The sequence below is a fragment of the Bradyrhizobium sp. MI1.11 genome, assembly GCF_055811255.1.
On sequence record NZ_JBVVPM010000018.1, the window covers coordinates 67130 to 84610 of the forward strand.

At 63.2% G+C, this 17481-nt stretch carries 16 protein-coding genes; 9 read left to right on the forward strand and 7 right to left on the reverse strand.

The window, feature by feature from the left end; genetic code table 11:
* Positions 1 to 274: 274 nt before the first annotated feature.
* On the forward strand, positions 275 to 502 hold the full coding sequence (locus AC0L30_RS19180; protein WP_007591641.1) for a hypothetical protein: 228 nt from the start codon (positions 275 to 277) through the stop codon (positions 500 to 502).
* A gap of 429 nt (positions 503 to 931) precedes the next feature.
* Positions 932 to 1126, forward strand: coding sequence for a hypothetical protein (locus tag AC0L30_RS19185; protein ID WP_219683931.1), 195 nt, complete (start codon positions 932 to 934; stop codon positions 1124 to 1126).
* Positions 1127 to 1540: 414 nt separating this feature from the next.
* Here the strand turns inward: AC0L30_RS19185 and AC0L30_RS19190 are convergent, their stop codons facing one another.
* Complete coding sequence (locus AC0L30_RS19190) at positions 1541 to 2503, reverse strand: LysR family transcriptional regulator (protein WP_473404970.1); 963 nt, start codon at positions 2501 to 2503, stop codon at positions 1541 to 1543.
* Positions 2504 to 2770: 267 nt separating this feature from the next.
* On the opposite strand from AC0L30_RS19190, the gene AC0L30_RS19195 reads away from it, so the two are divergent.
* Positions 2771 to 3742 (forward strand): Bug family tripartite tricarboxylate transporter substrate binding protein, encoded by a 972-nt coding sequence (locus AC0L30_RS19195; protein ID WP_007591650.1) that lies wholly within the window; start codon positions 2771 to 2773, stop codon positions 3740 to 3742.
* Between the two features lie 220 nt (positions 3743 to 3962).
* Positions 3963 to 4445, forward strand: a complete 483-nt coding sequence (locus tag AC0L30_RS19200; protein WP_007591652.1) for a DoxX family protein — start codon at positions 3963 to 3965, stop codon at positions 4443 to 4445.
* A gap of 43 nt (positions 4446 to 4488) precedes the next feature.
* Here AC0L30_RS19200 and AC0L30_RS19205 read toward each other — a convergent pair whose 3' ends face one another.
* The 5 genes from AC0L30_RS19205 to AC0L30_RS19225 form a co-directional block, all read right to left on the reverse strand.
* The gene (locus AC0L30_RS19205; RefSeq protein WP_473365774.1) at positions 4489 to 7674 is read right to left on the reverse strand and encodes an efflux RND transporter permease subunit; all 3186 of its coding nucleotides are present in this window, start codon (positions 7672 to 7674) and stop codon (positions 4489 to 4491) included.
* On the reverse strand, positions 7671 to 9086 hold the full coding sequence (locus tag AC0L30_RS19210; RefSeq protein WP_219683928.1) for an efflux RND transporter periplasmic adaptor subunit: 1416 nt from the start codon (positions 9084 to 9086) through the stop codon (positions 7671 to 7673). Before AC0L30_RS19210 ends, AC0L30_RS19205 begins: the two co-directional genes overlap by 4 nt.
* Positions 9083 to 9490: a FixH family protein gene (locus AC0L30_RS19215; protein WP_473404971.1), complete on the reverse strand. Its 408-nt coding sequence runs from the start codon at positions 9488 to 9490 to the stop codon at positions 9083 to 9085. The genes AC0L30_RS19210 and AC0L30_RS19215 overlap by 4 nt, the downstream gene beginning before the upstream one ends.
* 92 nt (positions 9491 to 9582) lie before the next feature.
* On the reverse strand, positions 9583 to 9936 hold the full coding sequence (locus AC0L30_RS19220) for a hypothetical protein (RefSeq protein WP_219683926.1): 354 nt from the start codon (positions 9934 to 9936) through the stop codon (positions 9583 to 9585).
* 117 nt (positions 9937 to 10053) lie between these two features.
* Positions 10054 to 10950: a DMT family transporter gene (locus AC0L30_RS19225; protein WP_473404972.1), complete on the reverse strand. Its 897-nt coding sequence runs from the start codon at positions 10948 to 10950 to the stop codon at positions 10054 to 10056.
* A 510-nt stretch (positions 10951 to 11460) separates the two neighbouring features.
* Between AC0L30_RS19225 and AC0L30_RS19230 the strand changes: the two genes are divergently transcribed.
* From AC0L30_RS19230 to AC0L30_RS19250, 5 genes are all read left to right on the forward strand, one after another.
* Complete coding sequence (locus tag AC0L30_RS19230) at positions 11461 to 11649, forward strand: hypothetical protein (RefSeq protein ID WP_473365776.1); 189 nt, start codon at positions 11461 to 11463, stop codon at positions 11647 to 11649.
* Between the two features lie 61 nt (positions 11650 to 11710).
* Complete coding sequence (locus tag AC0L30_RS19235; protein WP_473365777.1) at positions 11711 to 15475, forward strand: vitamin B12-dependent ribonucleotide reductase; 3765 nt, start codon at positions 11711 to 11713, stop codon at positions 15473 to 15475.
* 31 nt (positions 15476 to 15506) lie between these two features.
* Positions 15507 to 15752 (forward strand): DUF4160 domain-containing protein, encoded by a 246-nt coding sequence (locus tag AC0L30_RS19240; protein ID WP_007591667.1) that lies wholly within the window; start codon positions 15507 to 15509, stop codon positions 15750 to 15752.
* The gene (locus AC0L30_RS19245) at positions 15733 to 15981 is read left to right on the forward strand and encodes a DUF2442 domain-containing protein (RefSeq protein ID WP_007591670.1); all 249 of its coding nucleotides are present in this window, start codon (positions 15733 to 15735) and stop codon (positions 15979 to 15981) included. The genes AC0L30_RS19240 and AC0L30_RS19245 overlap by 20 nt, the downstream gene beginning before the upstream one ends.
* Before the next feature lie 292 nt (positions 15982 to 16273).
* Positions 16274 to 16789, forward strand: coding sequence for a ParB N-terminal domain-containing protein (locus tag AC0L30_RS19250; RefSeq protein ID WP_219683922.1), 516 nt, complete (start codon positions 16274 to 16276; stop codon positions 16787 to 16789).
* 135 nt (positions 16790 to 16924) lie between these two features.
* Here AC0L30_RS19250 and AC0L30_RS19255 read toward each other — a convergent pair whose 3' ends face one another.
* Positions 16925 to 17431 (reverse strand): hypothetical protein, encoded by a 507-nt coding sequence (locus tag AC0L30_RS19255; RefSeq protein WP_007591674.1) that lies wholly within the window; start codon positions 17429 to 17431, stop codon positions 16925 to 16927.
* Positions 17432 to 17481 lie beyond the last annotated feature (50 nt).

Genomic DNA, 17481 nt, shown 5'->3' on the forward strand with positions numbered 1-17481 from the left:
CCTGACTTGCTCTTGGCCTGACGCCGAGCCGAACGGTCGAAGCCGCTCTCGCCTAGGACGTGACCTCGTAAACGTCGGGCTTACCAAGGCAAAGCGGAAGCTCCCACCTTGGGCGTGATCCGCGGCTTGTGACCACAGCGGACTCTCGCGCGTCGAGCTGCCCCTGAAGGCGTGGACGAGTCGGCGGGCCGCTTTCTTCTGGAACCAAATTAAATTGATTTAATTTAGTTATTGTGATTTAATTTTTGGGCTTACCTCTGGACGGAGAAAACGCATGCCGGATCAGGACGACCGTCGCGAGTTCTTAAAAACCTGCGGAAGGTTCGCGGCGGTGACGCCTCCAGCCATCACCCTACTCCTGTCGACATCCCTCACATCGGATGCAATCGCGAAGTCGGGCGCAGGCGCGGTCCACCACGACCATCACCATCACGGTAACAACGGCTGGGGCAACGGCGGCGGAGACGGCAGCCCCAACGGCAAGGACGATAGAGGCCGCTGAGACGACGACACACGGCCTCCGGAAGGAGACACAATGCAGCCCAGGCGCCGCGACGTAGATTGGCATTTCGCCAGCTTCGTTGTTTCGATGATCTGGCTGGCGGTCGTTGCTGCCGCTCTTCTTGCAGTGCTCTTCCGAGGGCACCCTTGAGGAGTTATGAAGTACATTTTCATCGCGGTCGGCTGCTGGCTGCTGCTGAACGTGCTCTTCGTTGTGCTAGTCACTCCGCCGCTTAGGCGCCGGCCGCGACAACTTGCTCGCACGATTGATGCAGTCAAGAAGTTCATTTTCAGCAGACGGCAGCCCCCTACCTGACGAGGGCAGTGACGCGCTGCAAAAAACGACAGTAAGGCTGGCTGTTTATTTCCAGCGACGCCGCACCGCAGTTCGCTGTATCGTTCCGTTTTTCCAACAGCGGATTTGATTGCCATGCACCACATCCAGAGTACGCATATTGCCGCGATATTGAAACTGACCGCCCAGCAGCTTGAAGCACTCCGCACCCGCCCAGAGATCCAAAAGGAATATTCCGAAATCCTCGTTTTGAGAGAGAAAATAAAACTGGCGACCGATCTGAAGAAGGCTCGCCGGCAGCTCCTTACTCGGCGCCTGCCAAGCGCCTGAAGCGAGATAACTCCACCCGTTCCTTGCGCTGTGAGGCTCGAGCAAGGAGCTGCTCGTTGGCATTCTCGCTTGTGGACCCTTGCGGTCATTCCGCTGTACAGGTCTGCGTCGGAGCGGTGAATAAATGCCGGGAATGTTCTATGGCCTGTTCAGCTTCCTGGTGCAGACTGGATCGCCTTTGGGCAGGGTTGGCAATCCCGTCCGAGGCGAAGCCGGTCGGCCGGCCCGCTGCACGACCCGACTGACCGGAAGAAGGCGGAAAGTCCACTGCGCCCGCCGGCAACATAGGAGATCTCCCCGCGAGTGGCCTTCTGGTATGATGCTTCTCTCTGAGCAACGGCTTCGGACAGCAGGAGTTAGCTAGAACTGGCCGTCGATCGATGCCGATCGGGTTCAGCCCCAGAGTTCAGGTCCTTACCAACCGCGGCGATGCACGGGGTTTTGCCCCGTGTTGGCATGAAGCACCGTGAGCTCATGAGAATCGAACTCGGCAAACGCCTCGCGCATGACGCGCAAGAATGCCGCCACGCGCGGAATGCCGGCGCTGCCACGCCGGTATAAAAGATGAATGCCGAAGCTTGGCGGGCATGACCATTCCGGCAGCAGTCGCGTGAGCCGACCCGACGTCAGGAAAGTCGGATCGAAGCAGGCCATGTAGATGACGCCGACGCCTGCACAGGCCGCCACGATCAGGCCTTCGCGATCCGGTGTGACGAACGAAGGTCGGATTTGGATCGTTTCGAGCATCCCATTGCGTTCGAATTTCCAATGGTCGACGGAACCAATCGACCAAGCTGGACGAAACAGCAGACAGCGATGATTGACGAAGTCGGCAGGCTGCTCCGGTGCGCCAAAACGACGGACATAGTCCGGCGAGGCATACGCGGCCGGCTTACCCTGACCGAGCCGCTGCGCCACCAGCCGGGACGGCGGAGGTTCGCCGACATGCAGCAGAACGTCGAGGTTTTCAGACTGCATGTCGCGGGGATCCTGGGTCAGCCGCGTCTCGACGAGCAACTCGGGGTATCGATCGTTCAGATTGGCCAGCCTCGGCATCAGGACATAGCGAGCGAGAGGCGCCTGCACGCCTACCCGCACAATTCCGCTGATCCGCCCATGCCTCTTCGTGTAGCCTTCTGTTAGCTCGGTAATGCGGGCAACAATGTCCACGGCCCTGCGATAGACGTCGATCCCTTCCTGGGTGAGCTTGAGCTGACGCGTCGTCCGGTTGAACAAGGGGACCTTAAGCTCGCGCTCCAGCTCGGCGATACCGCGACTGACCGCCGACGGTGTCAGCTCCATGATCCGTGCCGCCGCAGCAAAGCTGCCGCTGTCGGCGGCGCAGATCAGCATTTCGAGGCGACGGCCGCGATTCAAGACGAAACCTCACAAGCTTGGCGGTACCCGTATTCGTGATATTAACTCACGACTGAAGTTCGTCAAAGCTTCTCGACGCGACCGGCCCTGGTGCCTACGCTGCATCCCAGAATTTGCATTGTCGAGGAAGCGTGATGAGGAAGCCAGCTTTAACGACATGTCGCCGGGCTCCCGACGGGCTAGGCGTTTCGAAGTCGTCAGTCGACGGCTGCCTCGTTTTGTAACCAAAGCGGTCCGGCTCATATCCTGTGTCTTGAGGAGAATGTCATGCGTCGTCAGCGCTGGACTTTGTTGATGTTGCTGCTTTGCAGCCTGACGCCTGTGCTGCCAAAGGCAGCCATGGCCGAATGGCCCGAGCGGGCTGTGAAGATCGTGGTGACGTTTCCTCCAGGCAGCGCCAACGACGCGGCAGCACGTATTTTCGCGGATGCGTTGTCCAAACGGTGGGGCAAACCGGTGATCGTCGAAGATCGAACGGGTGCCGAAGGGACAATCGGCGTCGGCGCGTTCGTTTCAGCGCAGGACGATCACACCCTGCTCTATACTGTAATCGGTTCGGTGACGGTCGCGCCGCTGCTGATCGACAAGCTTCCTTATGATGTGGATCGCGATCTGCTGCCGATCGCCTCCACTACATCGATCGTTCTCACTCTCACGGTTAGCAACGGCATTGGCGTCGGTACCATCCCGGAATTAATCGACGTCCTCAAGGCGCAGCCCGGCAACTATGCCTGGGCTTCGGCTCCCACGCTGCCGAGATACGTGTTTGCGGGCTTTCTCAAGCGTCACTCGCTCTCGATGAACTATGTGAGCTATCGCGACGGAGCTCAGCCGCAAGCCGATCTGGGAGAGGGAAGAATCCAGGTGCTTGTCACCTCGCTGACGGCATCCCAATCTCCCGTGCAAACCGGCAAGGCGCACTTCTTGGCGGTGATCAATCCAAGCAGAGCTGCGCTATTGCCTGAGGTGAAAACCGTGCGCGAGCTTGGCTACCCCGAACTCGAGATCGATGGTCTCGCCGGAATCTATGGCGGCCGCAACATGCCGGAGATCGTAAAGGCGCGGATTGCGGCCGACGTTGCCGCCATCTGTGCAGACAGCGAGGTTCGTCGCAAGCTCGAAGCCGGCGGGCACAACGTGCTTGCCGGAACCGCAAGCGAATTGAGGGCCGGAATCGAGCGGCAGCGGAGTTGGCTCGCCGGAATACGTCAGTTGGTCGATATCCGTGACGCAAGATAACAGGCAGGAGATCCCGACGATGTCGTCACCGGCAGCGCTCACACTTCTCGACTGATCCAGTCGCATCGGATCTTGCGCAGCTCGGCCAGGCTAATCGCGCAGCTTTCCTGGCCGGCGATTTCTTCGCGTCCGTCCCAGGCATTTGCGAAAGCCTCGACTTGAGTTGCATCAAGGACGTCTGCCGCTTCGACGTTTAGGCTTGTTCGAAAGGAGAGCAGCCATGTTCATAGCGCCCGACGATTTCCGGATCAAAGCAGACAACTTCGACCTCATGCGAATGGACAACGTCATTCGCATCGCGTGCGGCGCCTTCTATCTTCCTCACGTCGCCGGAAAGTTCGTCGGCTTCGGCGTTCTCAACCCGGCCATCGTCAAGTTCTTCGCGTCTGCTGGCTTGTCGCCGCCCGAGGCCTGGGTCTACGTCGCCGCCGCGGCCGAATTGTCGGTCGCCATTGCGCTGACGCTTGGCATCTGCACGCGCTTCGCCGCGCTCGGTTCGGTCGGGCTGATGGCCGTGGCGGTCTATTCGCTCCAGACTGTGAAGGGCTTTGGCTGGACCTGGAACACGGGCGGATACGAATATCCGGTGTTCTGGGGCATCTGCTCCCTCGCTTTGGCCGCGCAGGCCTGGCAGGTCTGGCTGGGCCGGCGGCAGGACGTCGCCCCGGCTGGCAAGCTGGTGCGGATTGTCGCCGCGGAGTAATGGCCCCACCGCCTCGCCAGCACCACCGCCGCCAGCGTGAAGATCAGTGCTGCAATCTGCCCCGCTCTCCTGTTCGTTTGTCGGTCACCTTGGCCAGCCCAAAACATCCCTGTTCGTCACCTGGCAAGCCAATACCCTTTACAAGCCCGAATATGGCCGGGATGACGATCAGCGTGAGCAGGGTCGACGAAATCATCCCGCCGATCATTGGCACCGCAATGCGCTGCATAATCTCCGAGCCCGTCCCGGTGCTCCACATGATCGGTAGCAGGCCCGCCATGATCGCGACGACTGTCATCATCTTGGGGCGTACGCGCTCCACCGCGCCATCCATGATGGCGTCATAGAGGTCGCGGCGGGTCAGGGCCCGCCCCTCGGCGGCACGCCTGGCCGCGGTCTCAGCCAGCGCCTGATTGAGATAGATCAGCATGACGACGCCGGTCTCTGCGGCGACGCCAGCGAGCGCAATGAAGCCAACGGCGACCGCCACTGAAAGGTTGAAGCTCAACCACCACATCAGCCAAAGCCCGCCGACCAGCGCGAACGGCAGCGAGAGCATCACGATCATCGTCTCCGCGATCGAACGAAAGTTCAGGTACAGCAGCAGGAAGATGATCAGCAACGTCACGGGCACGACGATCTTCAGCCGCGCGGTTGCGCGCTCCAGATATTCGTATTGACCACTCCACATCACGTAGTAGCCCGGCGGAAACTTGATGCTGGCCTGCACAGAGGCTTTAGCGTCCGCGACGTAGCCCCCGAGGTCGCGATCGCGGATGTCGACGTAGATGTAGGTCGCGAGCTGGCCGTTCTCGGTCCGGATCGAGGTCGGCCCGCGCGCCGGCGCGACCTTCGCGACCTCGCCGAGCGGTACCGCGCCGCCGGCGGGCATCGGCACCAACACATCGTTGGCGATGGCCTGCGGATTGTCGCGCAGATCGCGCGGATAGCGCATGTTCACGGTAAAGCGCTGCCGCCCTTCCACGGTCGTGGTCACGGTCTGGCCGCCGAGTGCAGTCGCGATCGTGTCCTGAACGTCCTGGACCATGATGCCGTAACGCGCCAGCGCGGCACGGTCCGGGGTGACTTCCAGATAGTAGCCGCCGATACCGCGCTCGGCGTAGGCCGATGAGGTGCCCGGCACGGCCTTGAGGACCTGCTCGATCTGCTTGGCGAGCTTATCGATCTCGACCAGGTCGGTCCCGATCACCTTGACGCCGATCGGCGTTCGTATGCCCGTGGACAGCATGTCGATGCGGGCCTTGATCGGCATGGTCCAGGCGTTGGAGACCCCAGGAAACTGCAGTGCCTTGTCCATTTCGGCGATCAGTCCATCGATGGTCACACCGGGCCGCCACTCCTGCTTGGGCTTGAGGTTGACCACCGTCTCAAACATCTCGGACGGTGCCGGATCGGTCGCCGTCGCGGCGCGCCCTGCCTTGCCGTAGACTGAGGCCACTTCCGGAAACGAGCGGATGATCCGGTCCTGGGTCTGCATCAGTTCGCCGGCCTTCGTGACCGAGATGCCCGGCAGCGTCGTCGGCATGTAGAGCAGCGTGCCTTCGTTGAGGTTCGGCATGAACTCGGTACCGAGTTGTCGCGCCGGCCAGATGCTCACGGCCAGAATGGCGAGCGCGAGCACCACCACCAGCGTCTTGGCGCGCATGACGCCCTTGATCACCGGGCGGTAGATCCAGATCAGGACGCGGTTGATCGGATTCCTGTGCTCCGGAACGATCCGCCCGCGCACGAAGATCACCATCAGAGCCGGCACCAGCGTCACCGACAGGAGCGCAGCGGCCGCCATCGAGAACGTCTTCGTGAACGCCAGCGGGCTGAACAACCGCCCCTCCTGCGATTCCAGCGTGAAGATCGGCATGAAGGACACAGTGATGATCAGCAGGCTGAAGAAAAGTGCAGGCCCCACCTCCGAGGCGGCGGCGATCAGGACGTCGATCCTGGGCTTTCCCGGCTCGGCGCGTTCGAGGTGCTTGTGGGCGTTCTCGATCATGACGATGGCCGCGTCGACCATGGCGCCGATCGCGATCGCGATCCCGCCGAGGCTCATGATGTTGGAGCCTAAGCCCAGCAGCTTCATGGCGCCGAACGCCATCAAGACCCCGATGGGCAGCATCAGGATCGCGACAAGGGCGCTACGGACGTGCAGCAGGAACACGATGCAGACCAGCGCGACCACGACGCTTTCCTCGAACAGCGTGTGCTTGAGCGTGTCGATGGCCGCGTAGATCAGGTTGGAGCGATCGTAGACCGGCACGATCTCGACCGACTTCGGAAGGCTGGAGGCGATCTCCCGGAAGCGCTTCTTGACGTTCTCAATCACCTCCAGCGCATTGACGCCGAAGCGCTGTAGTACGATGCCGCTGGCGACCTCGCCCTCGCCGTTCAGCTCCGTGATGCCGCGCCGCTCGTCGGGGCCCAGTTCGACACGCGCGACGTCGCGCAGCAGCACCGGCGTCCCGTTGTTCGTCTTCAGCACGATGTCGCCGAGGTCGTTGATCGACTTGATGTAGCCCTTGCCGCGGATGACGTACTCGAACTCGGACAGTTCGACGGTCCGGCCGCCGACGTCGGCATTGCTGGCGCGGATGGCATCGCGCATCTTCTGCATGGTGATGCCGCGGTCGCGCATGCGTTGCGGATCGAGGATCACGTTGTACTGCTTGACGAAGCCGCCGACGCTCGCAACCTCGGCGACACCCTCGGCCTTCGCCAGGGCGAACTTCAGATTCCAGTCCTGGATGGTGCGGGTGTCGGCGAGATTCAGCTCCTTCGACATCACGGCATACTGGTAGACCCAGCCGACGCCGGTCGCGTCGGGGCCGATCGTGGGGCTCACGCCGGCAGGCAGGCGCGCGCTGGCGCCGTTGAGGAATTCCAGCACGCGCGAGCGCGCCCAGTAGATGTCGGTGCCGTCCTCGAAGATGACGTAGACGAAGGAGACGCCGAAGAAAGAGAAGCCGCGCACGACCTTCGATTTCGGCACGGTCAGCATCGCCGTCGTCAACGGATAGGTGACCTGGTCCTCGATCACCTGCGGGGCTTGGCCCGGGTACTCCGTGTAGACGATGACCTGGGTGTCCGAGAGATCCGGGATGGCATCGAGCGGCAGATGCAGAAGCGCGTACAGCCCCGCCGCGGCGGCGAAGCCGGTCCCGAACAGGACCAGCAGCAGGTTGCGGGCGGACCAGGCGATGAGACGCGCGATCATTGCTGCGCCCCCTCGGTAAAGCCCTTCAGCGCGGCCTTCAGGTTGCTTTCGGCATCGATCAGAAAATTCGCCGAGACCACCACGGCCTCGCCCTCCGCGAGACCCTGACGGACCTCCACGAAGCCGCCGCCCCGGTGGCCGAGCCTGACCTCACGAGGCTCCAGCCGACCCTGGCCCTTATCGACGAAAACGGCTTGCCGGCTGCCGGTGTCCATCACCGCGCTCTCCGGCACTGCGAGGACGGCATCGCCGCTGCCGGTGTCGATGTCGGCGTCGACGTACATGTCGTGCAGCAGGATCAGGTCCGGATTCTGCAGTTCGATCCGCACGCGCGCCGTCCGGGTCTCCTTGTTGATCTCGGGGTAGATGACCTGGACCTTTCCCGTGAACTCCCGTCCCGGAAAGCTCCGCGCCTTGACCGTGACGGGCTGGCCCGTGGCGATCATGCCGACGTCGCGTTCGGCGACGTCGATCAGGGCCCACACCATCGAGTGGTCAGCGATCCGGAACAGGACGCCGCCCGGCTCGACGCGCATGCCCTCGATGGCGTTGCGCTCCAGCACGATGCCGTCGCGCGGCGAAGTCCATCCGATCGACGTCGGCACGGTCCGGCTCTTCTCGATCGCCGATATCGCAGCATCGGGCACGTCCAGATTCATCAGGCGCTGGCGCGATCCACGGCCATACTGAACGTCGCCGCTGGTCGTCTTCGAGGTGATGGTGGTGAGGTACTCGGCGGCAGCAGAGGAGACGGATGGGCTGTAGACCTCCATCAGCGGCTGCCCCTTGATCACGTGAGATCCGGTCGTGACGTCGGCGACCTTCAGGATGAAGCTTTCCGCCCGCATGGCGACGACGGAGATCCGCCGCTCGTCCAGCGCGATCGTGCCCGGCGCCCTGATGACGGTCCGGATCACGCGCATCGCTGCGGGCTCCGACTTGACGCCGGTCCGCTGGATCTTGCCGGGCGAGAGTTTGATCGACCCGTCGTCGCTGTCGTCGCCCTCGTAGACGGGGATGTAGTCCATTCCCATCGAATCCTTCTTCGGCGTCGGCGATGTGTCCGGCAGGCCCATGGGATTGCGGTAGTATTTGATCTTGCGCTCTCCGGAGGCGCCGGCCGGTGTCGCCGGCGGCGGGGCTGCCACCTGCTCGTCGTCGAAGCTGACGTCGGCGCCTGCGGGCACCGCGCGGAAATCCCGGCCATCCCGGGTCTTTCTCGGCACCAGCGAGTACGACGGTTTGCCGTCCGGATCCTGGTAGTAGATCGCGGCGCCGCTCTCCTCGGCCGCAGCGGGGCCGATCACGGCGGCGATTCGCGCCGTCGGCCGCTGCGGGCCGGCGACGACGAACGCGATGCCCGCCGCCGCGATCAACGCGGCGGCCAGGCTTGCTGAGATGGGGCGGGTCACTTCTGCGCCGTGATGACGAGCTTGTTCTCGACGGTGCCGGTCTCGCCCTGGACCTTGGCTCCGAGCGAAAGCTGCCACCGCCCCGCCATGCCGAAGGTCGCCTTGAAGCGGTACGTGCCCGGCTCCGTTCCCGGCATGGGCGGGACCTTGGTCGCCATCTCCTGCATGCCGTCCGGAGCCATGTCCAAACGGCTGGCGAAGATCACCGCATCCGGCACCGGTTTGCCGGTCTTGGTGTTCACGAGCCGGACGGTGACGACCTTGTCTGGCCCGGCCTGCACCGATTGGTCGACGAGCTCGAACTTATAGTCCTTCATGTCGGCCAATGCGGCCGAGCTTGCGCCGCCGATGGCCGCAGCGATCAACGCGGCCTGGACGGCGCGCGCGAAGGTAGACGTCTTCATGTTGTATCCTCGATGTCCTGAATTCGCCGCCGAGGCGGCGCGCGTCATCCGCGCGCGCGAGGCGCACGGACGCGATCGGCGTCAAGCGCCGCTCAGGCCAGGGTTCGAGGGGGTTGGTCGGGAGGTGGACGGACCAAACCGTCGCCGACCAAATCGTCCGCCACCGAGTGGGTGGTCCGGATCGCGTGTCGCAGCGGCAAAGCGACGGCCTCGGAGGGTCCCGCCTGGGTCGTCTTCAGAACGCACATCGCAACCAGCGGGCAGTCCAGGCAGTCATTGCTCTTCTGGTCGTTGGGGCAACAGGGCATGTCGGCCGACATCGACATGTCGCTCATGCCGTCAAGACGAGCTTGCGCAGCGGCCGACGGCGCCGCCAAGGGCGCCAACGTCAAACCGACGGTCACCAAGACCGCGAACGCAACTCTGAGCAATCGCCGCAGATTCATGGCCCGAACATCCCACGGGCGGCGGAACTTTGGAAGCTCGCCGCCTTCACATGTTCGAAATCGTCAGCCGCAGCAAGGCGGACATCGGGCGGCCAAACTTCATGAGTCCGCGCCCTATTACCGCGTCGCCAGCACCACCGCCGCCAGCGTGAAGATCAGCGCGGCGATCTCCCCTGCTCCCAACGGCTCGTGGAGCGCGATCGCGGACGCCACCACGCCGATGACAGGCACTGCCATGGTCCCGATCGCGGCGACCGAGGCCGGCAGGCGCGCAAGGGCAGCGAACCAGCTGACATAGGCGATGCAGAACTGCACCACGGTCGAATAGACCAGCAGCCACCATCCGACCGGCGTCACCAGCTCCAGATGCGTGGTCTCGACGGCGAGGCCGATGATCGTGATCGGCAGGCAGCCGATCCCGATCTGCCAGGCCGCGGCCGTGATCGGCGGCAGACGGATCGGGTACTTCTTCGAAAACACCGTGCCGAGTGCGAAGCCGAGTGCGCCGCACAGCGCCATGATGATGCCCGGCAGCTTGTCCGCGGTGGCGGCAAAGCCGTTGCCGCCCATGATCGAGGCGAGGCCGGCAAAAGCCATCACCAGCGCGATGGTGCGCAACAAGGTCGGCCGCTCGCCCAGCACCGGCCAGGCGATCAGCGAGGCCCAGACCGGCATGGTGTAGGCGATCAGCGCCGCTTCGCTCGCCGGCAGCCACAGCAGCGCCAGGCCCATCAGCACCATCCAGCCGGTGACGTTGAGGACCGCGGCGGTCACAAGGCGCGGCCAGATCTCGCGCGGGACCCTGAGGCTGTCAGCGCGCATCAGCGCCAGCGCCGCCAGCAGCACCGCGCCCAACACGCCGGTCACCCCGCGCAAGGTCAGCGGCGGCAGCTCGGACAACAGGAATTTCGTCACCGGCCAGTTGAAGCCCCAGCCCACCGAGGTGATGGCGAGGAACATCAGGCCGGCCGGGGCGATGCGCGCTCGCAGCACCGGCCGAGTCGAATCAAGCATGTGGGTAGTCCGGCAAAATCTGATCGAGCTTGGCGCGGATTCGCCCCTCCCACCACCACCCCGGCGGGAATGCCTGCCCTCACCTTCCGTAGCCCTACGTGAGTCCCCCGGAGGCAAGCCCGCCATTCAAAAATATACCTGCCCTGTGAACAGCGGGGTGAAGCCTCAGCGGCGCCCCAAGATGGAAATTTTTTCGGTTGGGAATCCCTGAGGACTCACTGATACTTGGCTCAACAACAGGCGCGGGCCTGCCCCCTGTTATCCCCCACAATCCACCATATTTAGTATTTGATTCAGGAACTCGCACTAGTTCTTGACGGGCGTAACGGAGAGTCCTAGTTTTCGATCCGTTCGGCGCGAGTGTGTTTGCGTCCCGCCGGCACTCCCCCAAAGGGTCTGCAAAACAGCACTCCGCCAAGCCAGACAAAGGCAGCGGGATACGGGCTTGTCTGCCCGGCGAGAGCGGACTTTTCGGGCGCCTGAACGGGCTGGAAACAGGCCCGGATGGCAATGGTTGAAGACGTGACGTTGTGGGGCGTTGAACGCATGTCGGGCTCATCCCTTTGGGGCGGATGGGTCTGGACGTGCCGGCGGATGATCGGTGCGCGCATCGAGGAATCGCGTCGGGAGAAAATGGGCCGGGTCTACCGGCTGAACTGCGATGCCAAGGGCCAGGCGGCCTCGAGCACCGCGAAATGAAATGATGACCCGGTACGCCTGAACGGAGGCGGTCCGGTCAAAGATAGGACGGGGCAAGACCATGCGGATTGAGCGGCGCCACACCACTTCGGGACAGTCACCTTACGCCGGCATCGAGTTCCGGCTCACCACGTCGGAGATCAGGAATCCCGACGGCTCGGTCGTGTTCAAGCTCGACAATGTCGAGGTCCCGACCGCGTGGTCGCAGGTCGCCTCCGACGTCCTCGCCCAGAAGTACTTCCGCAAGGCCGGCGTTGCCGCGCGCCTGAAGAAGGTCGAGGAAGAATCCGTTCCCTCCTTCCTGTGGCGCTCCGTGCCCGACACCGAGGCGCTCGCCCTCCTGCCCGAGAAAGAGCGCTTCGTCAGCGAGCTCTCGGCCAAGCAGGTGTTCGACCGTCTCGCCGGCTGCTGGACCTATTGGGGCTGGAAGGGCAACTACTTCTCCTCCGACGAGGACGCCCAGACCTTCTACGACGAGCTCCGCTACATGCTGACCATGCAGATGGTCGCGCCGAACTCGCCGCAATGGTTCAACACCGGGCTTCATTGGGCCTATGGCATCGACGGCCCCGGCCAGGGCCATTATTACGTCGACCCCTTCACCGGCAAGCTGACCCGGTCGAAATCCTCCTACGAGCATCCGCAGCCGCACGCCTGCTTCATCCAGGGCGTCGGTGACGACCTCGTCAACGAGGGCGGCATCATGGACCTCTGGGTCCGCGAAGCCCGCCTGTTCAAATACGGCTCCGGCACCGGCTCCAACTTCTCGCGCCTGCGCGGCGAAGGCGAACGCCTCTCTGGCGGCGGCCGCTCGTCCGGCCTGATGAGCTTCCTCAAGATCGGCGACCGCGCCGCGGGCGCGATCAAGTCCGGCGGCACCACGCGCCGCGCCGCCAAGATGGTCGTCGTCGACGTCGATCACCCCGACATCGAGACCTATATCGACTGGAAGGTGAAGGAGGAGCAGAAGGTCGCGGCTCTCGTCACCGGCTCCAAGATCAACCAGAAGCACCTCAAGGCGGTGCTCAAGGCCTGCGTCAATTGCGAAGGCTCGGGCGACGATTGCTTCGATCCCGAGAAGAACCCGGCGCTCCGCCGCGAGATCAAGCTCGCGCGCCGCAGCCTCGTGCCTGACAATTACATCAAGCGCGTCATCCAGTTCGCGAAGCAAGGCTACAAGGACATCCAGTTCGACGTCTACGACACCGACTGGGATTCGGAAGCCTACCTCACGGTATCAGGCCAGAACTCCAACAATTCGGTGTCGCTGAAGGACGACTTCCTGCGCGCGGTCGAGACCGACGGCGACTGGAATCTCGTCGGGCGCACCACCAAGAAGATCACCAAGACGCTGAAGGCGCGCGACCTCTGGGAAAAGATCGGCTACGCCGCCTGGGCGTCGGCCGACCCGGGCCTGCACTTCAACACCACCATGAACGACTGGCACACCTGCAAGGCGTCCGGCGACATCCGCGCCTCCAATCCGTGCTCGGAATACATGTTCCTGGACGACACGGCGTGCAACCTCGCCTCTGCCAATCTGCTGACGTTCTACGACGTCCCCTCCAAGCGCTTCGACGTCGAAGGCTACGAGCACCTCTGCCGGCTCTGGACCATCGTGCTCGAAATCTCGGTGATGATGGCGCAGTTCCCGTCGAAGTCGATCGCCGAGCTCTCCTACGAGTTCCGCACGCTCGGCCTCGGCTACGCCAATATCGGCGGCCTCCTGATGACCATGGGTCTGTCTTATGACAGCAAAGAAGGCCGCGCGATCGCCGGCGCGCTGACCGCGATCATGACCGGCATCACCTACAAGACTTCGGCCGAGATGGCGGCCGAGCTCGGCACCTTCCCCGGCTACAAAAAGAACGCCGCGCACATGCTGCGCGTGATCCGCAATCACCGCCGCGCCGCCCATGGCCAGTCCAACGGCTACGAGGCGCTGAGCGTCAACCCCGTGCCGATGGACCTGGTGTCCTGCCCGCAAGGAGACCTCGTCACGCATGCGCAAGCCGCCTGGGATGCGGCGCTCGAGCTCGGCGAGAAGCACGGCTATCGCAACGCCCAGACCACGGTGATCGCGCCGACCGGCACGATCGGCCTCGTGATGGATTGCGACACCACCGGCATCGAGCCTGATTTTGCGCTGGTGAAATTCAAGAAGCTCGCCGGCGGCGGCTACTTCAAAATCATCAACCGCGCGGTCCCGGCAGCGCTTCGCGCGCTCGGCTATCGCGAGAGCGAGATCGCGGAGATCGAGGCCTACGCCGTCGGCCACGGCTCGCTCTCCAACGCGCCGGGCATCAACGCCTCGACGCTGAAGGCCAAGGGCTTCACCGACGAAGCCATCGCCAAGGTCGAAAAGGCGCTGCCGACCGCGTTCGACATCAAGTTCGCCTTCAACAAATGGACTTTTGGCGAGGACTTCATCCGCGACCAGCTCGGCATCGGCGCAGAGGCGATCGCGGCCCCCGGCTTCGACCTGCTCCAAGCCGTCGGCTTCACCAAGCGCGAGATCGAGGCGGCCAACGTCCACATCTGCGGCGCGATGACGGTGGAAGGTGCCCCGCACCTCAAGGCCGAACATTATCCGGTGTTCGACTGCGCCAACCCCTGCGGCAAGGTCGGCAAGCGCTATCTCTCGGTCGAGAGCCACATCCGCATGATGTCGGCGGCGCAGCCCTTCATCTCGGGTGCGATCTCCAAGACCATCAACATGCCGAACGACGCAACTGTAGAGGACTGCAAGTCCGCCTACATGCTGTCGTGGAAGCTGGCGCTGAAGGCCAACGCGCTCTATCGCGACGGCTCCAAGCTCAGCCAGCCGCTCAACTCGCAGCTCATCAGCGATGATGAGGACGAGGACGATGCGGTCGATCATCTCTACGACAAGCCGATGGCGGCCCGCACCGCCCAGGTCTCGGAAAAGATCGTCGAGAAGCTGGTCGAGCGCATCATCGTGATGCGCGAGCGCGAGAAGATGCCGGATCGCCGCAAGGGCTACACCCAGAAGGCGGTCGTCGGCGGCCACAAGGTGTATCTGCGTACCGGCGAGTATGACGACGGCCGTATCGGCGAGATCTTCATCGACATGCACAAGGAAGGCGCCGCACTGCGCTCCTTCATCAACAACTTCGCCATCGCGGTGTCGCTGGGTCTCCAGTACGGCGTGCCGCTCGACGAATATGTCGACGCCTTCACCTTCACCCGCTTCGAGCCGGCGGGCCCGGTGCAGGGCAACGACAGCATCAAATATGCGACCTCGATCCTCGACTACGTCTTCCGCGAGCTGGCGGTGAGCTATCTCAGCCGCTTCGACCTCGCCCATGTCGATCCCAGTGAGACCGGGTTCGACGTGCTCGGCAAGGGCGTCGAGGAAGGCAAGGAGCCTGATGATCACGGCCAGCGCGCCTCCAAGCTGGTGTCGCGCGGCCTCACCCGCTCCCGCACCGACAACCTCGTGGTGATGCGCGGCGGCTCGACCGCGGTCGCGCAAGGCAACGACAGCGCACCGGCGGGCGGCAGCAAGGTCACCTCGCTCGCCTCCCACGGCGCGGGCCGTGCCGGCGACGTCCTGGAAGGCGCGGTCGCGCTGAAGCAGGAAGTGGCCCACGACCTCTCGCCCACCGAGAAGTTGGAAGCCCTGCAATGGAGCAAGGCCGGCAGCGCGCAAGTCGCAGTGCCCAGCAAGGCCGAGCGCCGCGCGGAAGCCAAAGCCAAGGGCTATGAGGGCGAGATGTGCAGCGAGTGCGGCAACTTCACGCTGGTGCGGAATGGCACGTGCATGAAGTGCGATACGTGCGGCAGCACGACGGGGTGCAGCTGATACCAATAGCGCAAGCCGCCCGGAGGCATTGATGCCAGTTGCATTACGCCAGGGCGGCTTGCGTTACTACTTCTTCTCAAATGAGGGGCAGCCACCCGAGCTGCCCCATATTCATGTCAAAGGCGGCGGCCGGGACGCCAAGATTTGGCTTGAGCCTGGCATATCAATAGCCGACAGTTATGGGTTCAATCCGCGGGAACTTTCGAATATCCTGCGCGTCGTGGAAGACAATCGCGATCTTCTCCTGAAGGCCTGGCATGACCATTTCGGCAACTAGCGTTCGCTTCGACGAACACACGATGTGGGTCGAACTGTCCGATGGAAGGACACTCGGGATCCCGCTTGCGTGGTTTCCGCGCCTGCTCCATGCAACGCCAGACGAACGCAACCAGGTCGAGCTCAGCCGCGTCGGCCTGCACTGGGAAGCGCTTGACGAAGATATCTCCGTTGCCGGCCTTCTCGCGGGACGCGGCGATGTCACGCGCTCCCCGGAACACGCCGCCTAAGTGGCCGATCCGCCCTGCGGATGCGTCGCCCGGAAGCTGCAGGCAAGCCCGAGGTCTACGACAGCGACATGTGCTCGGTATTGCGGCGACAGCACGTAGGATGGGTGGAGCGAAGCGATACCCATCGCCGCCAAATCCACAGAAGGGATGGGTTTCGCAAGGGCTCAACCCATCCTGCGAGCTCATCAACACCCTGCCGCCGAAATTACCTTTGCGGTCGAGCCCTTCCCTCCTAAACTCCGACCACCGCCGGCATCGGTTCCGACGGGCCCGGTAGAAGCGGAGTCAAGTAATGCCCAAACCGGAAAGCTTCCCGATCGAGAAGATCTTCGTTCCCACGAAGCAGAAGAAAGCCATCAAGCCCGAGACCGTCGGAGAGATCGCTGAAAGTATGCTGGACATCGGACAACAGGAACCCATTTCCGTCCGGCTCGACGGAGACCGCCTCGTTCTGGTCGAGGGACTGCATCGGCTCGAAGCCTGCAAGGCGCTCGGCGAGACGACGATACTCGGTGTCATCGTCCCGGCGGAGGTCGCTCAACACAGGCCGCTGCTCTCCGAAGGACCCGCAGTCGAGGCAGAGCGCATCAAGATGGCGCGATTGAAACAGCTGCGCCTCGAGAAGGAAGCTGCGGAAGCATCTATGGCTGGCTCGAAGAGCGTCAACGGAACGGAACCGCCGCGCACCCGTCCGACGAAAGGCGTTCGCGACAATCCGAAGGCATCACCGGGCCGGACCGTGGGATCGACACCGACAACATTGTCGGACTGGATCACGCAGCAAAAGGGCCACGGCGGCCGCTATTGATTGTTGGCTCCAGCTCGGGTGGAGCGAAGCGATACCCATCACCGCTCGATCGGCGAGAGATGATGGGTCTCGTAAGGGCTCAACCCATCCTACGACCTTGAGCTCAACCCACCCTACGCGCTATCTACGCCCGCCTCACCGTATCTCGCTCATCGACACCTTGGCGGCGATCCCGTTCAACTCGGGCTGTTGCGATGCGAACTCCTCGTTGGACGATGAGCCTAGCGAGACGTCGACCATTCTGCGCTTGACCTGTTCGCATGTCTTGCGGACGTCTTCGGTGAACAGCGCACATTCTTCGATGCGCCTGAAGATCTTCCGACCCTCTTCACGATACTCCGCCGCCGTTTCTCGCATGAAGGCGATCGCATCATGGACCTGGGCTGTCAGCGCCTCGCATTTTTGCGCGGCGTCGATCAACTCGGTGCCCATGGCCTCGATCTCTTTTGCAGCGGACTCATAGTCCCGAACGACCGCCTCTGCACTGAGCGCGCCGACGCGCGTCACGCCCGCGGTGTGCTCGACGTAATCAGGCAGCGCAATGGAAGCAAGAGAGCTTCCCGAGCGTATCGATGCAATGTCCTCCTCGAGCTGGACCAGGTTTACTCCGTCCCGCCTGCGCAATTGTTCGACGTTTGCCATTATTGATCCTCCCATACGCACCCAGAACCCCTAACGGCATTGGGTTTATT

Bases quoted from the DNA above. Each gene is read 5' to 3' on its own strand.
- AC0L30_RS19240 (WP_007591667.1), top strand. From the start codon at position 15,507: ATGCCAGTTGCATTACGCCAGGGCGGCTTGCGTTACTACTTCTTCTCA.
- AC0L30_RS19215 (WP_473404971.1), bottom strand. From the start codon at position 9,490: ATGAAGACGTCTACCTTCGCGCGCGCCGTCCAGGCCGCGTTGATCGCT.
- AC0L30_RS19220 (WP_219683926.1), bottom strand. From the start codon at position 9,936: ATGAATCTGCGGCGATTGCTCAGAGTTGCGTTCGCGGTCTTGGTGACC.
- AC0L30_RS19250 (WP_219683922.1), top strand. From the start codon at position 16,274: ATGCCCAAACCGGAAAGCTTCCCGATCGAGAAGATCTTCGTTCCCACG.
- AC0L30_RS19195 (WP_007591650.1), top strand. From the start codon at position 2,771: ATGCGTCGTCAGCGCTGGACTTTGTTGATGTTGCTGCTTTGCAGCCTG.
- AC0L30_RS19235 (WP_473365777.1), top strand. From the start codon at position 11,711: ATGCGGATTGAGCGGCGCCACACCACTTCGGGACAGTCACCTTACGCC.
- AC0L30_RS19255 (WP_007591674.1), bottom strand. From the start codon at position 17,431: ATGGCAAACGTCGAACAATTGCGCAGGCGGGACGGAGTAAACCTGGTC.
- AC0L30_RS19225 (WP_473404972.1), bottom strand. From the start codon at position 10,950: ATGCTTGATTCGACTCGGCCGGTGCTGCGAGCGCGCATCGCCCCGGCC.
- AC0L30_RS19245 (WP_007591670.1), top strand. From the start codon at position 15,733: ATGACCATTTCGGCAACTAGCGTTCGCTTCGACGAACACACGATGTGG.
- AC0L30_RS19200 (WP_007591652.1), top strand. From the start codon at position 3,963: ATGTTCATAGCGCCCGACGATTTCCGGATCAAAGCAGACAACTTCGAC.
- AC0L30_RS19185 (WP_219683931.1), top strand. From the start codon at position 932: ATGCACCACATCCAGAGTACGCATATTGCCGCGATATTGAAACTGACC.
- AC0L30_RS19205 (WP_473365774.1), bottom strand. From the start codon at position 7,674: ATGATCGCGCGTCTCATCGCCTGGTCCGCCCGCAACCTGCTGCTGGTC.
- AC0L30_RS19180 (WP_007591641.1), top strand. From the start codon at position 275: ATGCCGGATCAGGACGACCGTCGCGAGTTCTTAAAAACCTGCGGAAGG.
- AC0L30_RS19230 (WP_473365776.1), top strand. From the start codon at position 11,461: ATGGTTGAAGACGTGACGTTGTGGGGCGTTGAACGCATGTCGGGCTCA.